The 21,866-nt window shown below is 60.1% G+C and carries 17 protein-coding genes; 6 read left to right on the plus strand and 11 right to left on the minus strand.

Going from position 1 to position 21,866, the window contains the following annotated elements:
• Nucleotides 1-22 precede the first annotated feature (22 nt).
• Nucleotides 23-994: a glycosyltransferase family 2 protein gene (locus FVP60_RS03750; protein ID WP_147824901.1), complete on the plus strand. Its 972-nt coding sequence runs from the start codon at nucleotides 23-25 to the stop codon at nucleotides 992-994.
• Between the two features lie 13 nt (nucleotides 995-1,007).
• A complete protein-coding gene (locus tag FVP60_RS03755; RefSeq protein ID WP_147824902.1) occupies nucleotides 1,008-1,583 on the plus strand; it encodes a hypothetical protein in 576 nt (191 codons plus the stop codon).
• An 88-nt stretch (nucleotides 1,584-1,671) separates the two neighbouring features.
• On the opposite strand, the gene FVP60_RS03760 is transcribed toward FVP60_RS03755, so the two are convergent.
• From FVP60_RS03760 to rfbA, 8 genes are all read right to left on the minus strand, one after another.
• Complete coding sequence (locus tag FVP60_RS03760; protein ID WP_425463449.1) at nucleotides 1,672-2,409, minus strand: ABC transporter ATP-binding protein; 738 nt, start codon at nucleotides 2,407-2,409, stop codon at nucleotides 1,672-1,674.
• A gap of 59 nt (nucleotides 2,410-2,468) precedes the next feature.
• On the minus strand, nucleotides 2,469-3,266 hold the full coding sequence (locus FVP60_RS03765; RefSeq protein WP_147825496.1) for an ABC transporter permease: 798 nt from the start codon (nucleotides 3,264-3,266) through the stop codon (nucleotides 2,469-2,471).
• A gap of 64 nt (nucleotides 3,267-3,330) precedes the next feature.
• Nucleotides 3,331-5,394 (minus strand): acyltransferase family protein, encoded by a 2,064-nt coding sequence (locus FVP60_RS03770; RefSeq protein ID WP_147824904.1) that lies wholly within the window; start codon nucleotides 5,392-5,394, stop codon nucleotides 3,331-3,333.
• 102 nt (nucleotides 5,395-5,496) lie between these two features.
• Nucleotides 5,497-6,633 carry a UDP-galactopyranose mutase gene (gene glf / locus FVP60_RS03775; RefSeq protein ID WP_147824905.1) on the minus strand — a complete coding sequence of 379 codons (1,137 nt, stop codon included), beginning with the start codon at nucleotides 6,631-6,633 and terminating at the stop codon, nucleotides 5,497-5,499.
• A 58-nt stretch (nucleotides 6,634-6,691) separates the two neighbouring features.
• Nucleotides 6,692-8,827 carry an acyltransferase family protein gene (locus FVP60_RS03780; RefSeq protein ID WP_147824906.1) on the minus strand — a complete coding sequence of 712 codons (2,136 nt, stop codon included), beginning with the start codon at nucleotides 8,825-8,827 and terminating at the stop codon, nucleotides 6,692-6,694.
• 43 nt (nucleotides 8,828-8,870) lie between these two features.
• Nucleotides 8,871-10,292, minus strand: coding sequence for a sugar nucleotide-binding protein (locus FVP60_RS03785; protein WP_147825497.1), 1,422 nt, complete (start codon nucleotides 10,290-10,292; stop codon nucleotides 8,871-8,873).
• Nucleotides 10,289-11,287, minus strand: a complete 999-nt coding sequence (gene rfbB / locus FVP60_RS03790) for a dTDP-glucose 4,6-dehydratase (protein ID WP_147824907.1) — start codon at nucleotides 11,285-11,287, stop codon at nucleotides 10,289-10,291. The genes FVP60_RS03785 and rfbB overlap by 4 nt, the downstream gene beginning before the upstream one ends.
• Complete coding sequence (rfbA, locus tag FVP60_RS03795; protein WP_147824908.1) at nucleotides 11,284-12,156, minus strand: glucose-1-phosphate thymidylyltransferase RfbA; 873 nt, start codon at nucleotides 12,154-12,156, stop codon at nucleotides 11,284-11,286. Before rfbA ends, rfbB begins: the two co-directional genes overlap by 4 nt.
• A gap of 113 nt (nucleotides 12,157-12,269) precedes the next feature.
• Between rfbA and FVP60_RS03800 the strand changes: the two genes are divergently transcribed.
• Genes FVP60_RS03800 through FVP60_RS03815 form a run of 4 tightly spaced genes read left to right on the plus strand, consistent with a single transcriptional unit; the run spans nucleotide 12,270 to nucleotide 17,437 of the window.
• A complete protein-coding gene (locus FVP60_RS03800) occupies nucleotides 12,270-15,017 on the plus strand; it encodes an LGFP repeat-containing protein (protein WP_147824909.1) in 2,748 nt (915 codons plus the stop codon).
• A 50-nt stretch (nucleotides 15,018-15,067) separates the two neighbouring features.
• Nucleotides 15,068-15,805: a glycosyltransferase family 2 protein gene (locus FVP60_RS03805; RefSeq protein ID WP_147824910.1), complete on the plus strand. Its 738-nt coding sequence runs from the start codon at nucleotides 15,068-15,070 to the stop codon at nucleotides 15,803-15,805.
• Entirely contained in the window at nucleotides 15,802-16,194 is a 393-nt protein-coding gene (locus FVP60_RS03810) for a DUF2304 domain-containing protein (RefSeq protein WP_147824911.1), read from the plus strand. The genes FVP60_RS03805 and FVP60_RS03810 overlap by 4 nt, the downstream gene beginning before the upstream one ends.
• Nucleotides 16,184-17,437 carry a lipopolysaccharide biosynthesis protein gene (locus tag FVP60_RS03815; protein ID WP_147824912.1) on the plus strand — a complete coding sequence of 418 codons (1,254 nt, stop codon included), beginning with the start codon at nucleotides 16,184-16,186 and terminating at the stop codon, nucleotides 17,435-17,437. Before FVP60_RS03810 ends, FVP60_RS03815 begins: the two co-directional genes overlap by 11 nt.
• Here the strand turns inward: FVP60_RS03815 and FVP60_RS03820 are convergent.
• Genes FVP60_RS03820 through FVP60_RS03830 form a run of 3 tightly spaced genes read right to left on the minus strand, consistent with a single transcriptional unit; the run spans nucleotide 17,434 to nucleotide 21,840 of the window.
• Nucleotides 17,434-18,525: a glycosyltransferase family 4 protein gene (locus FVP60_RS03820; protein WP_147824913.1), complete on the minus strand. Its 1,092-nt coding sequence runs from the start codon at nucleotides 18,523-18,525 to the stop codon at nucleotides 17,434-17,436. The genes FVP60_RS03815 and FVP60_RS03820 overlap by 4 nt on opposite strands.
• Before the next feature lie 31 nt (nucleotides 18,526-18,556).
• Nucleotides 18,557-20,707 (minus strand): acyltransferase family protein, encoded by a 2,151-nt coding sequence (locus tag FVP60_RS03825; RefSeq protein ID WP_147824914.1) that lies wholly within the window; start codon nucleotides 20,705-20,707, stop codon nucleotides 18,557-18,559.
• Nucleotides 20,704-21,840 (minus strand): NAD-dependent epimerase/dehydratase family protein, encoded by a 1,137-nt coding sequence (locus FVP60_RS03830; protein ID WP_147824915.1) that lies wholly within the window; start codon nucleotides 21,838-21,840, stop codon nucleotides 20,704-20,706. Before FVP60_RS03830 ends, FVP60_RS03825 begins: the two co-directional genes overlap by 4 nt.
• Between the last annotated feature and the right edge of the window lie 26 nt (nucleotides 21,841-21,866).

A 21,866-nucleotide genomic window follows, 5' to 3' on the forward strand; every position in this document is an offset into this window, starting at 1 on the left:
CCCCCCTCACCCCCTGGGAATCATGTCTGCTGCATTCGAACCGGCGTCGGCAACGATCGTTATCGTCACGTACAACCGCTCGCACCTGCTGACCAGCCTGCTCGACTCCATCATTTGCATGGACCCCAAGCCCGGTCATGTCGTCGTGATCGACAACGCTTCATCCGATGACACGCCCTCCGTTGTTGAGGGATTCAACGAGCGTCTCGGAACCACGTTGGTATACCGGCGCATGGAGACGAACACAGGTGGTTCCGGCGGCTTCAGCGAAGGCATGCGCGTTGCGTATGAGCTGGGCTCTGAGTGGATCTGGATGATGGACGACGATGTGGAACTCGTCGAAGACGGCCTCGCGAAGATGGGCAAGTGGGCTCCGCGGTTCAAGAGCATCCAGGGTCGTCGCTACGACTACGACGGTAGCGAGTTCTATTGGCAGTACCGGGTCTCTGTTGCCATGGGTATTCCCATCCCGTTCGCTCCCGCCGCCTTTGATGGTTCCGGCTTCAAAGAAATGAACTCGGGCTGCTTTGAGGGCATGTTCATTCACCGCGACATCGTGCAGCAAATCGGACTGCCTGACCCGCGGTTCTTTATCTACTGGGATGACACGGTCTACGGCTGGCTTGCCTCGTTGAAGACGACGGCCGTGATCGTTGACGATTTTGTGCTGCGCCGAACCCGCGAAATTAAGCAGTGGGACATGGGTCTTCGCCACCTGAATGCGTCAAGCGACGCCTACCGCTACTACATCATGCGCAATCGGGCATATATGCGGCACTACTACAAGCAGCACGGCGCGTACCGCCCCATTGCGTTCGCATTCGGTTCTTTCCTGACGTTTACGAAAGAGCTGATTCGCCTCACAATTGTGGAGCGTAAGGTGCGCGGAACCAGCAATCTGTTCCGCGGCATTCGCGACGGTCGCAAACTCTCGCGTGACCGCAGCTGGACGCCCATGCCGCCGCTCGCGCCTCTGACCACCGACGCAAAGTAAGTCAAGGAGCCTCGTGTCCCCTCGCTCTGGTAATTCTGGTCGCATTGGCATGCTGGTCGCGATCGGCGTGGTCGCGCTGGTGATCGCCGGCGGCGCCGTCGTGCTGGCAATGAACCCGCCATTTCAGGGTGACGGTACCCCGACGCCAACCGCGAGCGCATCGAGCACGGCGAAGCCCACCGCTTCGGCAACGCCTTCGCCGACGACGAGCGCTACGCCCACCGCTGATCCCACCCCGTCGGCGACGCCAACGGGTGACCCGGTGCCGGATGACGCCGACTTTAATGCCGCCGTTGCCCCCTACCTGATGGATGCCGGAACGGGTCTAGACATCATTGCTGAGAGCGTCGCCGGCGGCTCGTTCGATGGCACGCAAGACGTGATTACGCAGCTCGAGCACGACGTGCAGCGCCTCTTTGACAATGCGAAGCCCAGTGACCCGGCGACGTGGAACGGCGCTGTGCAGACGTACGCTGGCGCCATCGAGAACCTAAGCCAGGCGCTCGGCAACGCCGATGCCGACCGCACCGCAACGGCACTGGAGTCGGCGCGACGCGACCTCGAATCGCTCGTCAACCTCGCCAGCTAACCCCGCCGTTTCGGCGCTTGGTGGTTCCGCTACCGGCGAGCGCTTTCAGCGCTTGGTGGTTGCGTGGTTCCGCTACCGGCGAGCGCTTTCAGCGCTTGGTGGTTCCGGAGTTGTGGTCGGCGTTGTACTGATCGAGCACATCGCCGATGTGGCCGTCGAGCAGGAGCTCGCCCTTGTTGAGGTAGAGACCCCGCGTGCAGAAGCGGCGTAGGTCGCGCTCATTGTGGCTCACGAAGAAGAGCGTGCGCCCCTCGGCGAGAAGCTCGTCGATGCGCTTGTAGCACTTGTCGCGGAAGGCTTTATCGCCCACGGCAAGCACCTCATCGACCAGCAGAATGGGCTCGTCGAGCTGGGAGACGACGGAGAACGCGAGTCGCACCTTCATGCCGCTGGAAAGGTGCTTGTACGGCGTATCGAGAAAGTCGCCGATTTCGGCGAAGGCGATGATGTCGTCGAAGCGGGCGTCGATCTCGGCACGTGACATGCCGTGCAGCCCTGCGATGAGGCGCACGTTTTCACGAACGGTGAGGTCGGCAGCAAAGCCGCCAGTCAGCTCGATGAGGGGCGCGACGCCGCCGTGTACCTGCACGGTTCCTTCGTCTGGCAGCAAGACTCCGGCGACAAGCTTGAGCAGCGTCGACTTGCCCTGGCCGTTGCGACCGACGACGCCGATGGCTTCGCCATAGTTCACCGTGAAGGAGACGTGGCGCAGCGGCCAGAACAGGCCCGCCTTCTTGCGTCGTTTGGCGCCGCCAAACAGATCTTTCAGGCTTGGGCGGCCACGCCGATTGCGGCGAAACGAAATGCCAAGGTCAACGATCGTCATCGCGTTGCCTGGGTTTGCACGCTCCCCCTGCGCCGGGGGTGTGTTCGTGGTTGCAGACATCACAGCTCCTTCAGCACGGGGCGCTCGAGTCGGCGGAACATCAGCACGCCGACGACCAGGAAGAGCAGGGTGATCACGACGCTGATGACAACGCTGAACAGGTCAAACTCCTCGGGGAAGAAAGCCATGCGATAGAGCGTGAAGATGCCAGAGAGCGGATTGAACGCAGCTATCTGATTGAACGGTTCGGGGAGATCTTTGATGCCGTAGATGACGGGAGACGCGTAGAACAGGGCCCGCAACACGAGCTTGGTGGTGCGTTCCAAATCGCTATAGAGCACGCAGAGCGGGGCGATCAGCAAACCAAGACCGAGCAGGAGGAGGGCTTGCAGCAACACGGCGAGCGGAAATAGCAGCACGCCCCACCCAAGGGTCGCGCCGGCGAAGATCGCGAAGAGGGCGAGCACTGGCAAGGCGAGCAGAAACTCTGTGCCCTTGCTGACGATGATGCGGGCGATCCAGATCGACCGCGGGATGTTCGTCGATCGCACCAGCTTCGCGTCTTTACGGAACGCGCGCGTGAAGTCGCTGACCGAGAGGTTAAACCACACCCAGGGCAGTAAACCCGCCACCAAGAAGACGATGTATGGTTCCGCTCCGACGTTCTCACGCTGAAAGACCTGCGTGAAAACGAACCAGTAGATTCCGGCCATCACCAGCGGGTCAAGCACGCTCCAGAAGTATCCGAGCAGGCTTGTCGCATATCGCACCTTGAGATCGCGCGCCGACAACAGTCGTAGCGCGTGGAGGTATCGCCGAGCCGGAGTGTGGGCGCGGCCGGAGGGAGCGGTCACGATGTCGAGTCTAGAGGGGGGAGGTTGCGTTGAGCCGATGTGGCGCGGTCGTTGGCAGAGGTTTGCGTCACCAACGGAATCCACTCTCGTCCAACGCGATGCCGACCGGCTCAATCAGGTGTTGCATGAAGGTCTTGGTGATGTGGTTGTCATCCATGTACAACACGGTGTTGCCGATAACCGCGCGACATGTGCCTTCTGGGCAGAACTGTTCCGTCATGTCGACGACGTGAATCTTGTCTGAGGCGATGTCTTCGATCGGGTTTGTCATGGCGAGCTTGTCTTGCAGCGGGGCAGCGCACGCCATGCCGTCATCAAGGTTCTCAAACACGCAGGAATAGATGTTCTCGGAGTACCGGGGGTTGTCGCGCACCAGGATGATCTGACCAACCGCGTCTTCGACCTCAAGGAGCGTTCGATCGATGCCGTCGAGTGGACGATCATCGGGCTCTGAAGCGAGTGCGCGCGTACCAACCGTGAACAGCACGTCGGGCTGAGTCTCATTGATGTAATCGGTGACTTCGCCGCGCCACTCGTTGCATGCCTCTAGCTCTCCGGAAAACTCGTCGAGCGCAAACGGGCAGCCGCCCCTGAGCAGCGCGACCACGTTGTAGCCGTTGTCTACCGCGAGCGGGGCGAAGGCACCCATCCATTGCTGCGCGTGCGAGTCACCGACGATGAGGAAGGTGGGCGCGCCTTCGTCGATGATGGTCTGCGAACACAGGGCCGCGGCACTCGCACCAATCGGAATGGTGTCGCCGGTGCATTCCTCTTCGAGCCCCACCCATTCTTCCGCCATGCGTGAACCGATGGGCAGCAGGAGGTCGCCGTCAAGCGGGCCTTCGCTCGCTTCGAGCGCAACCGCGAGCTCAGCGGCCTGCTCCTGCGCTGCCGCTTCGATCATTTCGGCACGCTGATTCTCCAGCGCCTGCCACTGAGTGAGCGGAACCACCACCATCGAAGCCGTCGCGATGAGGGCGAGTCCGCCTGCCCATGCGTTGCGCTTCTCAAATCGCAGCCTCTGCAACGGGCGATCAATGCCATATCGAATCGCGATCGCCAACACGATTGACGCGGCGACGATGGCGCCGCCCTGGAGCAGGTCTGGCCGCGCGGTGTCGGTGGTGATCATGAAGAAGACGAGAATCGGCCAATGCACGAGATACAGCGGATAGGCAAAGGTTCCCATCCATCGCATGAACCGTGAGCCGAGCACGGCGGCAAAGGTGGTGTTGGCCGTCGCACCGCCAATGATGAGGGCGACCGCGGCGAGCACCGGCCACATCGCAAGGTATCCCGGGAAGCCACCCGAAACGTCGATCACCATGCCGCACACGAGGAGCGCAGCGATGCCGCCCCAGCCGACAATTTCGGCGGCAACACGCGGCAATGCCCGGTGGAGGGGAATGAGCGCCACGATGGAACCAATGGCGAACTCCCACATGCGCGCGGGAGTGCTGTAGTACGCAACCGTCTGGTTCGTGTCGGTTAGCCAGATCGAGTAGATGAACGACGCGACGAAAATAGCCGAAAAGACAACGAGAGCAATGGTTCCGACGCGACGTTTCGTCCATCGTGCGATGCCCCAGCATGCGAGCAGGATGAGCGGCCACAGAATGAAGATCTGCCCCTGCACGGAGAGGGACCAGAAGTGCAGCAGTGGGCTGACGTCATTGACGCCGCGGGCGTAGTAGTCGACCGCGTTCGCTGCGAGTTCCACGTTTTGGTAGTAGAACAGCGATGCCCAGGCTTGATCCCAAATCGCCGGCCAAAAGCCAGAGGGCAGCAGCAACATTGTCGCGACGAGCACGCCCACAATGGTGAGTGCAGCGACGGGAACGAGCCGCCAGAAACGATTGACCCAGTAGGCGCCAAGCCCAATGTGCCCCCGATCCGCCTTGCGGACGAGGGAACCCGTCATGAAGAACGCGGACAGCAGCAGAAAGACGTCGACGCCACCGGAGACCCGCCCCACCCACACGTGGTACGCGACCACGAGCGCGATCGCAAACGCGCGCAGACCATCAAGGTCATGGCGGTGATTTTGCGATGCGTCAAGCACCGAGTCGACGGAAGTACGTCGTCGGTCGTCTATTTGCTCCCGCGCCGGGCTCGCGTTTGCAACCGTCATTACGTTGCGGGCGTGCCCGCCTCCGCGTACACCTGGCGCCAGCTTTCTGGGCCCGTAATGTCGGAGAGAAGGTAACGGGGGGTTTCCGCCATGGGGTGCTCCTTAGGCGAGTTGGTTGTTCCACATCGACAGTGCAGACCCGATGGCCATGTGCATGTCGAGGTACTGGTACGTGCCGAGGCGACCACCGAAGTGAACGTCCTTCTCCCCTGCGCCGAGCTCGCGGTAGGCGAGAACGCCCTCGCGGTCCGTCGGGGTGTTCACCGGGTAGTAGGGCTCGTCATCCCGAGTCGCGAAGCGAGAGAACTCGCGGTGAATGACGGTCTTCTCCTGCGCGAAGATCTCTTTGCGCTCGGGGTGGAAGTGCTTGAACTCGTGAATGCGTGTGTAGGGCGCGTCGGCATCCGGGTAGTTCATGACGCTCGTGCCCTGGAAGTCCTGAATATCTAGAACCTCTTCTTCCAGGTCAATCGTGCGCCATGACAGTGCGCCTGCCTCGTAGTCGAAGTAGCGGTCGACGGGGCCGGTGTAGACGATCGGAACCTGGCCAACGACCGCCTTCTTGTGCAGCGGCTGCGACTCGTCAAAGAAGTCGGTCGACAGCTTGACCTCAATGTTCTTGTGGTCAGCCATCCGCTCCAACCACGCGGTATAGCCGTCAACCGGCAGTCCCTCGTACGTGTCGTTGAAGTACCGGTTGTCGTAGGTGTAGCGCACCGGAAGGCGGCTAATGATCGACGCGGGGAGCTCCCGGGCGTCGGTCTGCCACTGCTTTGCGGTGTAGTCGCGAATGAAGGCCTCGAACAGCGGGCGGCCAATCAAGCCAATGCCGCGCTCCTCCAGGTTGGTCGCCGAGTGCGCGTCGAACTCGCCGGCCTGCTCAGCAATGAGGGCGCGAGCTTCTGCCGGCGTGTACGCGGCGTCGAAGAACTGGTTGATGGTTCCGAGGTTAATGGGGAGGGGGTACACGATGCCCTTGTGGGTCGAGTACACACGGTGCTGGTAGTTCGTGAACTTCGTGAACCGGTTCACGTATTCCCACACGGTCTCGTTCGACGTGTGGAACAGGTGCGCGCCGTAGCGGTGGACCTCAATACCCGTCGTTGGTTCTGCCTCACTGTAGGCGTTGCCGCCCAGGTGGTGGCGGCGGTCGATGATCGTGACCTTGCGGCCGGCTTCAGCCGCCCGCTCTGCGATGGTGAGTCCGAACAGGCCGGAGCCCACAACAAGAAGATCCATGAAAAGCCGTTTCCTTGGGACGTGCCGAGCAGTTTCGGGTGAGAGAGCCTCAAAAAGCCTATCTCATCGCCCCAGAGTGACTGCTGATAATGGCGCCGATGTCGTCGGCGAGCATACGGACGATCACGAGATTAAGGTGATCGTGATCGTAGTAAATTGGTTCGCCACCGACGGCCGCATAGCAAGCGTCTGCGTCACAAAATTTGTCCGTCAGGTCTATAGCGAAGACGTTTGGGTTGTTGCTGGCCTTAACAGCCATCATGAGTGGGTCCGAAGACGCCGCGACGGCACGGGGTCGAGCGCACTCAATCGGAGTTTCTTCGTTCATGAGGAGACAGTCGCCTGGTCGTACGGCAATGTTATGTGGGCTATCCGCGATAACGGCAACATCTGTCCCGGCCGCAGTCCATCGAGTCCAGTACGAATTCAGCCCCTCTGCGAAGGCTTCCGAAGCATCCGCCCCCGTTGCCCCGTCAATCAGTTGATCGCGCGCGGCCATTGATGTTATGACAAGATCAGGGGCATCTTCCTCGATATAGTCCGCGACTTCATCGGACCAACGATTGCATTGCTCCGCATCGGAGTCACCCCACTCAGAGTTGAATCCGACGAAGTCGATGTCGGCAACAGGGCACCCGCCGTAGTAGCTGATGCTGAGTTCCCACTGATTTTCTCGTGCTAAGTCGAATATCGCCCCTTGCCACTGCTGAGCGTGCGAGTCTCCGACGAGCCAAACCCGCTTCGTCGGTGCGCCGTTCGAAAAGTCGCAAACGTGCGTTGTGCGAGTCTCCCCGTACGACAGCGGCCCAATGAAATCCCCACACTCATCTGGTGTATAGAAATACTCATTCACACTCGACATCACCGCGGTGTCGACCGGCGTTCCGAACGGATCGCATCCTGGCTCTCCTACCGCATCTGGGCCCAGACAAATGCCGACCTCCAGCGGTGCCTCAGGCGAGGTCGTTGGCGCCTCGGACCTTGCCGTAAGCACGAGGCCAACGCATAGGAGGGAGATAGCGAGCATTCCCGCGATCATGGAGAGGAAACTGGCGCGGACTGACTTGGTCCAGAACCCTAGGCGTTGAGCGGGCAACTCCACGAGGCGACGAGTCAGCCAGGCCAGCACAAGTGATACGGCCAATACGCTCACCTTCATCGCTGTGTCTGCTTCCCGGCTTAGCGCGAACGGGAGAATGACAAGCACTGGCCAATGCCAGAGATAGAGGGAATAGGAAACGTCACCGACCCACTGCACTGGCCTGAATGCAAATGCCTTCGCCGCCACGCCCTGCGCCTCGACCCCCGGGCCGGCGTATATGACGAGCGCCGTACCGAGGACAGGGATCAACGCCCAATAGCCGGGAAACGGCGTGAGTGGGGTGAATGCAATTGCAGCAGCCACGATCGCCCCGAGCCCGATGATTGAGACAATCGCCCTTCCCCTGAATCGCGCGGAGGGGGCGAGCGCCACAAGAGCTCCAACACCAAACTCCCAGGCTCGCGTATAGGTAACGAAGTAGGCCTCCTGCGGATGTAGAGCAGTCATAATCACGCTTGACACGAAAGATGCGGCAGTCACAAGCGCGACGACGATTCCCAAGCGCAGGACTAACGAGATTGTGCTCCTCCGCCAGAGCCAGCACCCGCCGATGATGAGCAAGATGGGCCAGACGATGTAGAACTGTTCTTCAACGGACAGCGACCAATAGTGTTGCACCGCACTCGCCGCATCGTTGTGCGCAGAGTAGTTCACCGAGAGCGCCGCCAGCACCCAGTTCTCGACGTACGCACCGCTCGCGGCAATCTGAATCGCATTGTCTTCCCACCGTGAGTATGGGAGAAACAACCACACTCCCAAACTCACACTCGCGAGAACGACCAGCGCCGCAGGAATCAACCTTCTGATGCGCCGCGCATAGAACGCGCCGAAAGCTACTGTGCCTGACGCCGCAATCTCACGGACCAGGTGGGCTGTAATCAGGTACCCGGAAATGACGAAGAAGACGTCTACACCTACGTATCCCCCGGTTAACCGTGCCGGGAAGAGGTGGTTTAGCACGACGGCCGTTATCGCGACTGCACGCAATGCCTGCACATCAGGACGGATCTTGCGAATCCTATCCGGCTGCGGAGATCGTTCGGCTCGCTGCCGTATGACGCGTGATTGAGGCGCGACGATTGGGTTCTTCATACTTTCCAAGATTGCTGAGATTGATCGCCATCAGTGACGGGAGTCAGTCGACGTCGACCTTCAGATACGCAACCAAGCGGTCACTCGCCAGCGGGGGGATCAGCCCGGTACTTTCCAATTTCGCAAGATCTAATACAGAGTTTCGGGGCCGGGGCGCGACGGGAGTTGAAGCCATCGCGAAGTACTCATCTGTGGTGACGGATGAGACTCGGTTGGGATCGTGTCCGGTGAGCTCGAAAATCGTCCGCGCGATGTTCGCCCACGTTTGTGGCTCGCCGGTATTGGTCACATTGTACGTGCCATAGGGAGCACGCGCGTCAAGAAGGTGCTTGATCGCTGCGGCGATGTCAACGGCAAATGTTAGCCGACCGAACTGATCATCGACGACCCGCGGATTGATTCCGCGCTCCGCAAGGGAAGCCATGGTCCTAACGAAGTTGTTGCCGTCGCCAATGACCCAGGAAGTGCGGATGACATAGCTACGGGACGCGGTTGCCGCGGCAATGTCACCAGCGGCCTTGGTCTGCCCATACACGCCGAGGGGTGCGAGCGGAGCCGATTCGTCGTATTCGGCCGTCGAGGTGCCGTCGAAGACATAGTCACTGGACACATGAACAAGCGTGATGTCGTGTTTCGTAGCCACGGCGGCGAGGCGTGCGACAGACGTAGCGTTTATCGCCCACGCGGCGATTCGCCCACCAGGAGTCTCAGCGATGTCAACAGCCGTGTACGCCGCCGCATTCACGATGATGGCATAGTCCTTCCAACGTCGAGCCGTTGGCAGGTCGTCGCTCGTCAGATCCAGACCGCTTCGACCGACAAACTCTACATCGGCACGGTCCTTCCACATGTCGCGCAACGCGCGACCAAGTTGTCCGTCAGCGCCTAGGACGAGAGTCTTCCGGGGCGTAATCGGCGTGACGTCGGCCAGACGCGGGTGGTTACGGTCCTTCTCGCTAATTTCAACCTGATCAAGAGGGATCGGCCACTCGATGTTCACGGTTTCGTCGGCGAGATTCAGAAAAGAGTACTGCGCATCCGGTGACCAGTGATCGTTCACAAGGTACACGTACGCAGTATTTTCCTCGAGAGTTTGGTATGAATTCGCGACCCCGCGCGGGACGAAAATCGCTACCGATGGGTCCAGCTCAGCCGTGAACACTGCACCGAAGGATGGCCCTTCACGCAGATCAACCCAAGCACCAAAAATACGTCCCGTTGCGACTGAGACATACTTGTCCCACGGCTCAGCGTGAATGCCACGAGTCGTACCAACAGCATCGTTGAAAGAAATGTTGTTCTGCACGGGTCCGAAATCTTCGAGCCCAACCGCGAGCATTTTCTCGCGTTGCCAGTTCTCCTTGAACCAACCCCGACTATCGCCGTGTACCGGAAGTTGCACAAGCAACAGCCCAGGGATCGTCGTTTCAGTTGTGGCTAACGGTTTCGAGAATTCGATGCTCACTGTCCCTGCTTTGCGTAGAACGCTTCGGTGGCGTCTTTGCTCGGAGCCCACCATGCTTCGTTGTCGCGGTACCACTGAATGGTGGCGGCGAGTCCAGCTTCGAAGTCGCCAAACTGAGGCGCCCAGCCGAGTTCGGTGCGGAGCTTCGCGGAGTCGATCGCGTACCGAAGGTCGTGACCTGCCCGATCGGTGACGTGGTCATACGCGTCGCGAGGCTGCCCCATCTGTTCCAGGATGAGTTCGACGACGTCTTTGTTGTTACGTTCACCGTCCGCACCAATCAGGTACGTTTCTCCGAGCTCACCCTTGTCAAGAATGGTGAGGACAGCGGAGGAGTGATCGTCCGCGTGGATCCAATCGCGGACATTTTGCCCCGCGCCGTAGAGTTTCGGACGGATCCCGCGGATCACGTTCGTGATCTGACGCGGAATGAATTTCTCGACGTGCTGGTAGGGCCCGTAGTTGTTTGAACAATTCGAGATCGTCGCACCCACACCGAACGAACGCACCCAAGCGCGCACCAACAGGTCGCTGCCGGCTTTCGTCGACGAATACGGCGACGAAGGGTTATACGGGGTCGACTCGGTGAAACGTTCCGGGTCATCAAGTTCGAGATCGCCATACACCTCGTCCGTCGAGATGTGGTGGAATCGCGTGCCATGCCGACGCGCCGCCTCAAGCAGCGTGTAGGTCCCGATGATGTTCGTGTCCAAAAATGGTCGCGGGTCGTTTAGCGAGTTGTCATTGTGCGACTCCGCCGCATAGTGCACGACAGCATCCGCCTCTGCGAAGAGCGAATCGACAAGAGTGGCGTCGGCGATGTCACCCTGCACAAACGTGAACCGTGAGTCTTCCAACCCTGCAAGCGAATCCCGGTTCCCGGCATACGTCAATTTGTCAAGAACCGTGACCTCATGATCCGTGTGCTCCAGAACATGGTGAACAAAATTTGAACCAATAAAACCGGCACCGCCGGTCACCAGCAGACGACTCATCCCTGACCCCGCTCCAACAATTCCAACAAGTACGTGCCGTAGCCGCTCTTCACGAGTTTCTCCGCACGCTCGCGAAGCTCCTCGTCCGAGAGGAACCCGCGACGCCACGCCACCTCTTCCGGGACACCGATCTTGAGCGCCGTACGACGTTCCATCGTGCGCACATACTCCGCCGCATCCGTCATCTGGTCAAACGTCCCGGTATCTAGCCATGCCGTTCCTCGCGGCAATACCTCAACCTGCAGCTTTCCGCGTCGCAAGTACTCCAAGTTCACATCCGTGATCTCGTACTCGCCGCGCGGACTCGGCTGCAAGTTCCGGGCAATTTCGATCACATCGTTGTCAAAGAAATACAAACCCGGAACAGCGTAGTTGCTCTTGGGGTGGGCTGGCTTCTCCTCCAACGAGATCGCGTTGCCGTCAGCATCGAACTCCACAACGCCATACGCCTGCGGCCCCGAAACCCAGTAGGCAAAGACCGCCCCTCCATCAATGTTCGCGAACCGCTGTAGTTGCGATCCGAGCCCGGGGCCGTACAACAAGTTGTCGCCCAGCACGAGCGCGACCGAATCATCACCAATGAAATCCGCACCAATAGTGAACGCCTGGGCCAAGCCGTCGGGTGACTCCTGCTGCGCAAACGAAATGGTCACGCCAAACTGCGAACCGTCCCCCAACAGCCGCTCAAAGTGAGTCGCGTCATGGGGTGTCGTAATCACCAAAATATCGCGAATCCCCGCCAACATCAGCGTCGACAATGGGTAGTACACCATCGGCTTGTCATAAACCGGAACCAGCTGCTTCGAAACGCCCAGCGTAATCGGATGCAACCGAGTACCCGAACCGCCAGCGAGAATAATGCCCTTCACACCGTCCATCGTCGCACAGCACACCTTCTAATTCCTGAGCACGCACCGGGCCGCTCGAGCCGAATTACGGTGTTGCATCCCTCAGAAATCTCGACACCAGGCACAATGGAGTCGTGCTCTCCCCCACCACTCCGCGCCCGCTTGCTCGCACGAAGCGTCGAATCGGCGCGCTCGTGGCGGTGCTCGCCATCGTTGCCTCCGCGCTCGTCCCTTCTACGGCGCTCGCAAGTGGTACATCCCCGATGGCAAGCCCGATAGTCCCGCCAACCATCGACCAATCTCGTTCCGCTCACGAAATCGTTCCGGCCGCCAATCTCGCAAACTTTCGCGCGGGAAACATCATCTCCGACGCAGTGTTCTTCAATTCTGCGTCGATGACGCAGGCGCAGGTTGAGTCCTTCCTGCAGTCGAAGGGTGGCGCCTGCCGTAGCGGTTACACGTGTCTAAAGGACTACCGGCAGACCACTCCGAATCGCGCGGCCGACGCGTATTGCGACGGGTACAGCGGCGCGGCCAACGAAAGTGCTGCCACGATCATCTACAAAGCGGCTGTCTCCTGCGGTATCAACCCGCAGGTGCTTATCGTCATGCTTGAGAAGGAACAGAGCCTCGTGACCCACACGTGGCCAAGCCAATGGCGCTACGACATGGCTCTCGGACAGGGATGCCCCGACACAGCGCCGTGTGATCCCGCGTTCGCTGGATTCTTCTACCAGATCTACGGCGCAGCGCGTCAGATGCAGATCTACGCGGAGGGACGCTGGTTCACTTGGTATGCACCGGGCAAGACGTGGAACATTCTCTACAACCCGAACCAATCCTGTGGTTCCGCACCCGTCTATATTGAGAACAAGGCCACCGCCGCGCTGTACTACTACACGCCATATCAGCCGAACGCCGCAGCGCTGCGCGCCGGATACGGTACGGGTGATGGTTGCTCGGCATATGGCAACCGAAACTTTTACAACTTCTTCGAGGACTGGTTCGGCTCCACGCAAGGCGGATCATCAACCATTTCCGCGGCCATCGAGTCGTACTGGGCCGCCCAGGGGGGTTCAACGGGCTGGGTTGGAGCGCCAACCGATAAAGGCAAGAAATGGCCCGACGGTGGAACCTCGCAGAGCTTTGTCGGAGCGGACATTTTCGCCACCCCGAGCGGGCAGGTGTTTGTGACAGCCGGAGCGGTTCGAGATGAGTATCGTCTGGTAGGCGGCCCAGCGAGCGGTATCGGATGGCCAAGCAGCAACATCGTTAATGTCAGCGGCGGTGCATACCAAGAGTTCGCCGCAGGACGAATCTTCTCCCAGTCGGGCGGCGGCACATACGCCATTGGCGACCCAATGATGTCCGTCTACTACACAGTCTCCGGACACTTTGGGTGGCCCACTTCCCGCGCCCACCCTGTCAAGGACGGTTCGATCCAGACATTCGAGGGTGGCACGACTTACCAGTCAGCTGCCGGTACATTTGCGTTGGATAAGGGCTGGTCTGACTGGCTCGATTCGAACGGTGGCCCCGGCGGGTCGTTGGGATGGCCGTCTTCGGGCCAGACAGGGTCGTCAGACTCGTTCATTCGCGTTGCCTTCACAAAGGGCTCGGTGTTCCGCCTCGGGAAGACGGCGATCACGGTACGTGGCACGATCAACTCCGAGTTCGCTTTGCAGGGCCTCGATGGCGGCGTCCTCGGCCGCCCGACCGCGAACGCCACGACAACCGGACAGTCAACGCTTCAGTCGTTTAAGGGCGGAGCAATCCACTCATCAGAAGCTGGAACCTTCACAATTACGACGTTCGCCTCTTCGTTCAACAGCCTGGGCGGAGCCTCCACGGTTGGCGTCGCACAAGAGTCGCAACGCCAAAAAGGATCGTCATACTCACAACGATTTGCGCTCCTCACCTTGACGAAGGTTGGTTCTCAAACGAAGGCGGTAGGAGGTGCGGTCAAACGCGAATATGACCGACTCGGAGGTGTAACGAGTGCCCTGGGCGGCGCCACGGGCGCGGAGACTCCCATCCTCGGCGGAGCGATGCAAACGTTCGAGACCGGAAGAATTGTATGCACCAGCCGGGCTACCGTTGCTATGACGGCATCGGTGGCGCAGGCTTGGGACGCAAACGGCGGTGTTGCGGGACGCCTCGGTGCACCTATCCTCACCGCCTATGAGGTTGATGGAACCTCCGTGCAGGAGTTTGTTGGCGGGGTCATCATGACGAACCGGAAGGGTTCGGCGCACCCCATTTTTGGGCTCATACTATCGATCTATCGCTACGCGGGTGGAACCCCGACGATCGGCGCACCAGTATCTGGCGAGATCGCGACCTCGGCGGGTGTCTACCAAAAGTTCGAACGCGGAGTCATTCTTGTACCGTTCGGCGCACCCGCCCGTGCGCTCACAGGGGCCGAGTACGAGGCGTTTGCTGCTACCGGCGGGATCGATGCTCTGGGGTACCCGACGGGCACCACAACCTCGATCGCCGGCGGCACGACCATACCCTTCGCCCTAGGCTATATCGCGACGAGTCGGGCCGGGTCGTATGCTTTGCGCGGGGTGATCCTGCTTGCGCACAACGAGGCTGGGAGCTTTGCTGGCCCCCTGGGTTTCCCGATTGGCAAAGAGAAGCTCGTTCGAGACGGGGCCACCCAGCTTTTCCAGGGGGGCCAAGCCTATGCGACCCCGCGAGCAAAACTTGTCACCCGCGGCGTGCTCCATCGAGAGTATCTTTCAATGGGCGGCGCCACGGGCTCACTGGGCTGGCCCATCAGCAATGAAGTCCCCTTCCAAGGTGGCGCTCAGCAGAGCTTCGAGAACGGCACGATCACTTTGTTCCCTGACGGGCGCGTTGTCATAGAGAACAAATGACCGTAAAGGCTCAAGGGTTCTCCAAAACTTCCACGTAGACTGGCAACACTATGAGCGCTCCTCCCAATTCCGCACTCATCATCGTCCCCGCTTGGAATGAAGCTCGAAACGTCGGAAACACGGTTCGGGAAATTCTGGCAACGGACCCAGGCTACGACGTGGTGGTCGTTGATGATGGTTCGCACGACGACACGGCCGCCGTCGCCCGCGAAGCGGGTGCGACGGTTCTCACGTTGCCGTTCAACCTCGGGGTTGGCGGGGCGATGCGTACCGGGTTCACTTACGCGCAGCGGAAAGGCTACCAGCGGGCAATCCAGGTCGATGCGGATGGTCAACACAATCCCGCCGACATTGAAAAGGTGCTCGCCGGCCTCGATCAGTCCGACATCTCCATCGGAGCGCGCTTCAGCACGGAGGGCGACTACTCTGTGCGAGGTCCGCGCAAGTGGGCAATGGTTGTGCTCGCCTTCGTCGTCTCGCGCGTCGCGAAGACCAAGCTGACTGATGTCACGAGCGGATTTCGCGCGGCAAACAAGCGCGCCATCGATCAATATGTGCGTTACTACCCAGCCGAATACCTCGGCGACACACTCGATTCGTTGGTAGCGGCGTGCCACGCCGGCCTCACCGTGAGTCAGGTTCCTGTGGCTATGCGCCCACGCGTACACGGTCAGCCCAGCAAGGGGCCAGTTGGCTCCGCCATCTACCTGCTACGTTCCGTGTTCGCACTCACTCTCGCGGTGATGCGTCGGCCCGGCAAGGACCGCCGCCTGGAGGCTTCAGCATGATACCCGCCGGAATTGTCCTAGCCGTCGCCATGCTTGGCGTCGTGATCTGGATGCTACTGACGCGTAAACTTCGGGAGAAGTACGCGTTCTTCTGGATTCTCATCGGCACAGCGATGCTTGTGCTTGCCTGTATTCCCCAGGCTCTGTACGCGGTGACTGAATGGGTGGGCGTTGAGCTCCCGGTCAATCTCCTGTTCTCGATCGCGATCATGCTCCTCATGGCGGTGACATTGCACCTGTCGTGGGAACAGTCGCAAGCCGAAGACGAAATTCGGCGGGCAGCTGAAGACATCGCAATTCTCCGCGCTGATGTCGAGCGACTGCAGAATCAAATACACACCAATGATGCCGGCCATGGTGCCCCATCAAATGAGCCGAATGACGTCTGAAGACTCACCTGATGAGCCGACGGTTGGGCGGGGCGCGCTGAGCCTCATCCTGATCGCGACCGTCATCGCTGGCGCTATCGGCTATCTGATCCAAGGGGTTGTTCCAGGCTTTCTGGGTGCGGCTGACTACGCTACCTTCGGCGCATTCTGGGCGATCACGTATCTCCTCGTCTCCGCCCTCAGCGGCGTGCAACAGGAACTGACCCGTGTCTCGCACACGGTGGTTCCAAACGACTCGCGTGCGCGATGGCCGCTTGCCGCACGCTTCATTTTGGCGACGGCAATCATCGCAGCCGTCATTGTCGCCGTAGTGTTCTTCCCGTTGAGCGAAACGGTACTCGGCAAGAACACAGCGGGGCTTGCAGCACCGTTGGCTATTGCAGTCTTCGGCTATACCCTCGTTGCTGGATTGAGCGCGGCACTCTACGGCACGCGGAACTGGCGCGGTGTCGCGGCGATGACGGTGGCGGACTCCGCTATTCGTCTCATACTCATGGCCGGAGTCCTTGCACTCGGACTCGGCATGACGGCGCTCGGATGGGCGGTTGCCCTCCCGTTCCTCCTCGCCGCCGTCATTCTGTTCCTGGTCGTGGGCGGTCGTGTACGACGCCAGCTTCGGGTTGATGCGACCGCGCGGACCCTTGTATCAGGAACCCTGAGCACAGTCGCGGCGGCGTTTGCAACCGGGATCCTTATTAGTGGCCTCCCTTTCCTGTTACGCGCGAGCGCGAGCGCAACTGACGTCACGCTCGTTGCTTCGTTGATGCTCGTAATCACGCTCACGCGGGCACCACTCGTCGTTCCCGTGATGGCGTTGCAAAGCTATCTCATCGTTCAGTTTCGCGCGCGACCAGAGCACGCGCGAGCCACCGTGATGCGATACGCAGGCATGCTATTTTTCGTCGCTGCCATGCTCGCGACCGTTGCCGCGTGGATCGGACCGGGACTGTTGCAGTGGCTCTATCGCGGCGAATACGCGCTCGGTGCCGTCGATTTCGCGATCATCGTATTGAGCGCTGGGCTGACGGGCGTAATGTGTATCACGGCACCGGCCGTCCTCGCGGTAGGTAAGCACGCAGCATACGTCAGCGGCTGGGCACTTGCCGCGGTCATCACCATCGCGACGCTCTTTCTACCGCTTGGCAACTGGCACGCCCAGGTGCTGGCCGCAATCGTGCTTGCCCCAGCGGCAGGCGCAGTCTTCCATCTGCTTTCGCTGCGCCCGCAACCGAACGCTGCCTAAATCAGCGCCTTTTCGAAGGAAGCGAAGGTCTCGCGCGCCGTGCGGTCCCACGTAAACGTTGCGGCACGCTCATAACCGTCGGTGACCATTGTCGCGCGCAGATTCTCGTCAGAGACGACCTGAGCGATGAGTCTCGCAAGCGCATCGTGGTTGTCGGGCGCAAAGTATCTCGCCGCGTCCCCGCCGACGTAGCGGTGTACTTCGATGTCACTGAGCAACGCCGGAATTCCTGCTCCCATCGCCTCAAGCGTGGGAAGGGAGAATCCCTCCGCATACGAAGGAATAGCCAGCGCCGTGGCAGTGGACATCAAATGCTGAACCTCGGCATCATCGACCCAGCCACGAAGTTCCACCCATCGTTGAACACCGAGCTCAGCTACGAGCGGAGCAAGCGGGTCATCACCGCGGCCCCCCGTGATCACAATCCGTGGACGCTGATCTTCCGGCAGACGGGCGCACGCGTGAACGAGAGCACGCCAGTTCTTGTGAGGGCGACGGTTACCCATGGCGAGAATGAGTGCCCCCTCACTGCTGGCCAAAGAACGATCGATACCAGACGGCACCGCGCCAGCGAGAGGGATCACATCAATCCGCTCCTCTGGAACATGCAGGTACTTGGTGATCTCGCGCGCGGAGGTGGGACTGATCGTCACGATGCGCGTGGCGTTCTTCGCTGCCTGCTGCTCCATCCATTTCACGGGCTTAGTGTAAAGCGGAGTCGTCATGAGTTCAGGGTGGCTCCAGTAGAGCATGTCGTGCATGGTCACGACAGTAGGCATGGCCGACTTCCTGGGTCCGAGCGTCGCCGGCGCGTGGATGAGATCTGCGCTCGCGCTATTCGCAGCCTTTGCGACCTGCGTTAGTTCACCCCACGCCCAAACAAACCGATTCTCCCCGGAGATCTCCGACTCAACGATTTGACCAGGGAACCACGATAAGTCAAGTTGTGCTCCCTCTTTCGATACATAGCCGATGAACTCCCACCCCGTGTTCATGGCGCCAAGCGCGCGATAAACCTCGCGCGTATACGTCTCCATACCGCCTTTGGTACCGGTGTAGGAGAGGAGATCAACCAGTACGCGAGCCATCAGTACCCATCACATTCATCAGTACAACAGATTATTGGTTCGACACGTCGAGCGGTTGCGCGTCGATCAAGGCGCGCCCCAAGTAGGGCATAAGGGACTTTGCAAACGACTCAGAGACGTGGTTATCGTCGGCGTAGACCAGCACGTCGCCGACGACAGCGTAGCAAGCACTCTCATCGCACGTCGCTGGCCGCGGAGACACCACTCTGATTTGGTTCCCGAGCGCTTCAATCGCCTCGTCGAATGGTGTTGCCGGGTAACCGATATCAAGCGGCACGGAGCACTCCGAAGCTGGGTCCGCGGCTGCTGCGACACATGTCGGCACATCAACAGCGCCCGTTGATGCGAAGTCACGCAGCAGGACGACCTGTTTTCCGCTCGCAGCCACTGCGCTCAAGGACTCTACGATGTTGGCCGACGTCAGCTGAACGGCACCCGGCTCCTCCGGAGTCGCATACGCAGATTCGAACGACGTGAAAATGACGAGCAAAATATCATCCCGCTGGACGAGCTCGTCAATGACTCGCTCCGACCAAGTAGCGCATGCTTGTTCTGTCTCGGGGGTCTGCGCGCGCAGCCCAATCGGAGTCGGGCTCAGCGCCGGGCATCCGAAACGCGTGAAGGTCTCGAGCTTGTAACCTTCATCCGCAAGCCAGTCCCCGAACGGGTTGGTCAGGGCTGCCGCGTGGGAATCTCCAACAATCGCTACGGTCTGAGCAGCTGGGGCGCTGTCATCACCGAAAGTACAGGATCGCCAATCCTCATCGAACCAGGTCAGGCACCAGTCGGGATTGAGATCCTGCTCAGCAGGGACCGGAGACGCGCCAGGAGTGACATCGAACGGCGTTAGGCATTCACCATTACCAAGCGTCGCGTTTGCCCCGACGCAGCCGTCGGTCTGGACCAAAGACTCAGCACGCTGTTCTTGCTGCTGAGCCGCGGCCTCAGCGCGCTGCGTGACAACAACCGTCGATGCAACCACAAGAACGATCGCTCCCGTTGCCGCCAGCCCTAATGCTGACCAGCTCGACTTCCGTGCTCGGCCGTACTTGCGCACCGGGTCTTCGACCGCGACTTTCGTCATCCATGCCAGCAGAACCGCGATCACAAAGATTGCGATCCCCTCCAGGACACTGTGTTTTCTCGCCGCCAGTTGCCCGAACCCAATGATGATGGGCCAATGCCACAGGTAGAGCGAGTATGAGATGTCGCCGAAGAATTGAACGATTCGTGCACCGGTAATGCGGGCGAGGAATCTGCCGCTGGGCATTCCGCCGAGAATTACCAATAGAGCACCAACGACGGGAACAGCCGCCCAGAAGCTGGGGAATGGCGTAGCGGAGTCGATGAGCAGGGCTGAACCCAGGATCATTGCCATGCCGATCAGCATGGGCAAACCCAAGGTCGACACCGCGTGAGACGCCCGGAACTTCTCAATTGCAGCGGGGAACCTCGCCACCACCATCGCGAGGAGCCCCCCCGCGGCGAATTCCCACGCGCGTGCGAACGTGTCGAAGTAGGCGCGCGACGGCCAAAAGTGGGTAGTCCAAATCGAATACGCAAGAGACACAACGATAAGAATCGAGGCAAAGATCATTAGTCCGGTCATGCGGCCAGCGGCACTCCGCTTGCCCCGGCGTCGAGCCAATACCGCCAGAATCAGGCAAACAGCGACGAGTAGCACAGGCCAGACCAGGTAGAACTGCTCTTCGACCGACAAAGACCAATAATGCTGAACGATGGTCGGTTCGTTGTCCCGGGCGAGATAGTCAACGGCGTCGCCCGCGAGAACCCAGTTCACGACGTATGCCGATGATGCGCCAATCTGCCGCAAGGCGTTCGAGGCTGTGCTGACAGGCGCGGCAAAGAATGTAAAAATCCAGCAGATTACCAAGACGAGCAACGACGCTGGAAGAAGTCTCCACGCCCGATTCGCCCAGAAACGCCCCAGCGCCACTTTTCCAGTCTCTACAAGTGGCGTAAGAAGGTGAGCTGTAATCAGGAAACCAGAGATGACGAAGAAGACGTCGACACCGACGAACCCACCAGAAAGTCGCCCTGGCCAAAGGTGGTACACCACGACGAGCAAGACGGCGACGGCGCGCAGCGCCTGCACTTCATACAAGAACGCGCGGCTCTTGCCGCGGCTCGGTGAGGGCAGCCGCGTGGATGATGTCGTCACTTGAGGAGGTTTCGCTCTGCCATCTCGGCGAGCGAGCGTTCGTAGTTGTCTCCCTCGATAGGCTCAGTAAGAACCCATTCCACGAACCGCTTCACGCCGTCCGCAAACGCAACCTGCGGTTCGTAACCGAGCACATCCCGCAGGGCGGTTGTGTCTGCGATGTTGTGACGGATGTCTCCAAGTCGATAGTTACCAGAAACCTTCGTCGGCACCGTGGTTCCGAACGCATCAAAGAGCGCTGCAATGACATCGTTGACGGTGGTCGCGACGCCGGAACCAACATTGAAGGTCCCGCCTGCGGCCTGCGGGAGTGTCGCGGCGAGGAAAGTTGCTTCAACGATGTCGTCGATATACACGAAGTCACGACTCTCGAGGCCATCCTCAAAGATATTGATCTCTTTGCCCTGACGGATCAAGGTCGAGAAGATCGAGAGGATGCCGGTGTAGGGGTTCTTGAGCGACTGACCAGGGCCGTAAACGTTCTGATAGCGCACCGACACAGCTTCCTTGCCGATCGTCGGAGCTACCGTCATGATGAGCGATTCCTGCATCTGCTTTGTGATGCCGTAAACGCTTGACGGGTGCAGCAGCGCTGACTCGTCGGTCGGGACCATCGTGAGCGGGCCCTCACCGGGCATGTGAACGTCGAAGTCGCCGCCCGCCATGTCTGCATCAACACGGTGATTCGGGAAAACCAGGCGACCGTCTTCAGTTCGGTAGCTACCCTCGCCGTAGATGGAACGCGAAGACGCGATAACGACGCGCTTCACCTCATTGGGCTCATTGGTAATGATGTCGAGAAGCTTGGCTGTGCCGCCTACATTCGCGTCAACGTAGCGATCGATCTCGTACATGGACTGCCCAGTTCCGGTCTCCGCAGCAAGGTGAACAACGATCGTCGCACCCTTCAGCGCGGTGCGCAGGTCGTCCTTCGACGTCACTGTGCCATGCACCGTGTTGGCGACGCCATCGAGCGAACGTAGCAGCGGTGATGTGATCTTGGGGTCGTCGCCGTGCACCTGTGCGATGAGGGAGTCGAGCACCGTTACGGTGTACCCGGCTTTCACAAACCGTGCCGCCAGGCGGGTACCGATAAAGCCGGCACCGCCGGTGATTAGCACGTGCTCTGACATGCGAAACGCCTCCAAGTATGTTGCGG

The sequence above is a fragment of the Microbacterium mitrae genome (genome assembly GCF_008017445.1).
Classification (GTDB): domain Bacteria; phylum Actinomycetota; class Actinomycetes; order Actinomycetales; family Microbacteriaceae; genus Microbacterium; species Microbacterium mitrae.

What these genes read in the sequence shown, in the direction of transcription:
- FVP60_RS03750 (WP_147824901.1), top strand. Translation starts at nt 23, where the DNA reads ATGTCTGCTGCATTCGAACCGGCGTCGGCAACGATCGTTATCGTCACG.
- FVP60_RS03760 (WP_425463449.1), bottom strand. Translation starts at nt 2,409, where the DNA reads ATGACGATCGTTGACCTTGGCATTTCGTTTCGCCGCAATCGGCGTGGC.
- FVP60_RS03770 (WP_147824904.1), bottom strand. Translation starts at nt 5,394, where the DNA reads ATGACGGTTGCAAACGCGAGCCCGGCGCGGGAGCAAATAGACGACCGA.
- glf (WP_147824905.1), bottom strand. Translation starts at nt 6,633, where the DNA reads ATGGATCTTCTTGTTGTGGGCTCCGGCCTGTTCGGACTCACCATCGCA.
- FVP60_RS03780 (WP_147824906.1), bottom strand. Translation starts at nt 8,827, where the DNA reads ATGAAGAACCCAATCGTCGCGCCTCAATCACGCGTCATACGGCAGCGA.
- rfbB (WP_147824907.1), bottom strand. Translation starts at nt 11,287, where the DNA reads ATGAGTCGTCTGCTGGTGACCGGCGGTGCCGGTTTTATTGGTTCAAAT.
- FVP60_RS03805 (WP_147824910.1), top strand. Translation starts at nt 15,068, where the DNA reads ATGAGCGCTCCTCCCAATTCCGCACTCATCATCGTCCCCGCTTGGAAT.
- FVP60_RS03810 (WP_147824911.1), top strand. Translation starts at nt 15,802, where the DNA reads ATGATACCCGCCGGAATTGTCCTAGCCGTCGCCATGCTTGGCGTCGTG.
- FVP60_RS03815 (WP_147824912.1), top strand. Translation starts at nt 16,184, where the DNA reads ATGACGTCTGAAGACTCACCTGATGAGCCGACGGTTGGGCGGGGCGCG.
- FVP60_RS03820 (WP_147824913.1), bottom strand. Translation starts at nt 18,525, where the DNA reads ATGGCTCGCGTACTGGTTGATCTCCTCTCCTACACCGGTACCAAAGGC.
- FVP60_RS03830 (WP_147824915.1), bottom strand. Translation starts at nt 21,840, where the DNA reads ATGTCAGAGCACGTGCTAATCACCGGCGGTGCCGGCTTTATCGGTACC.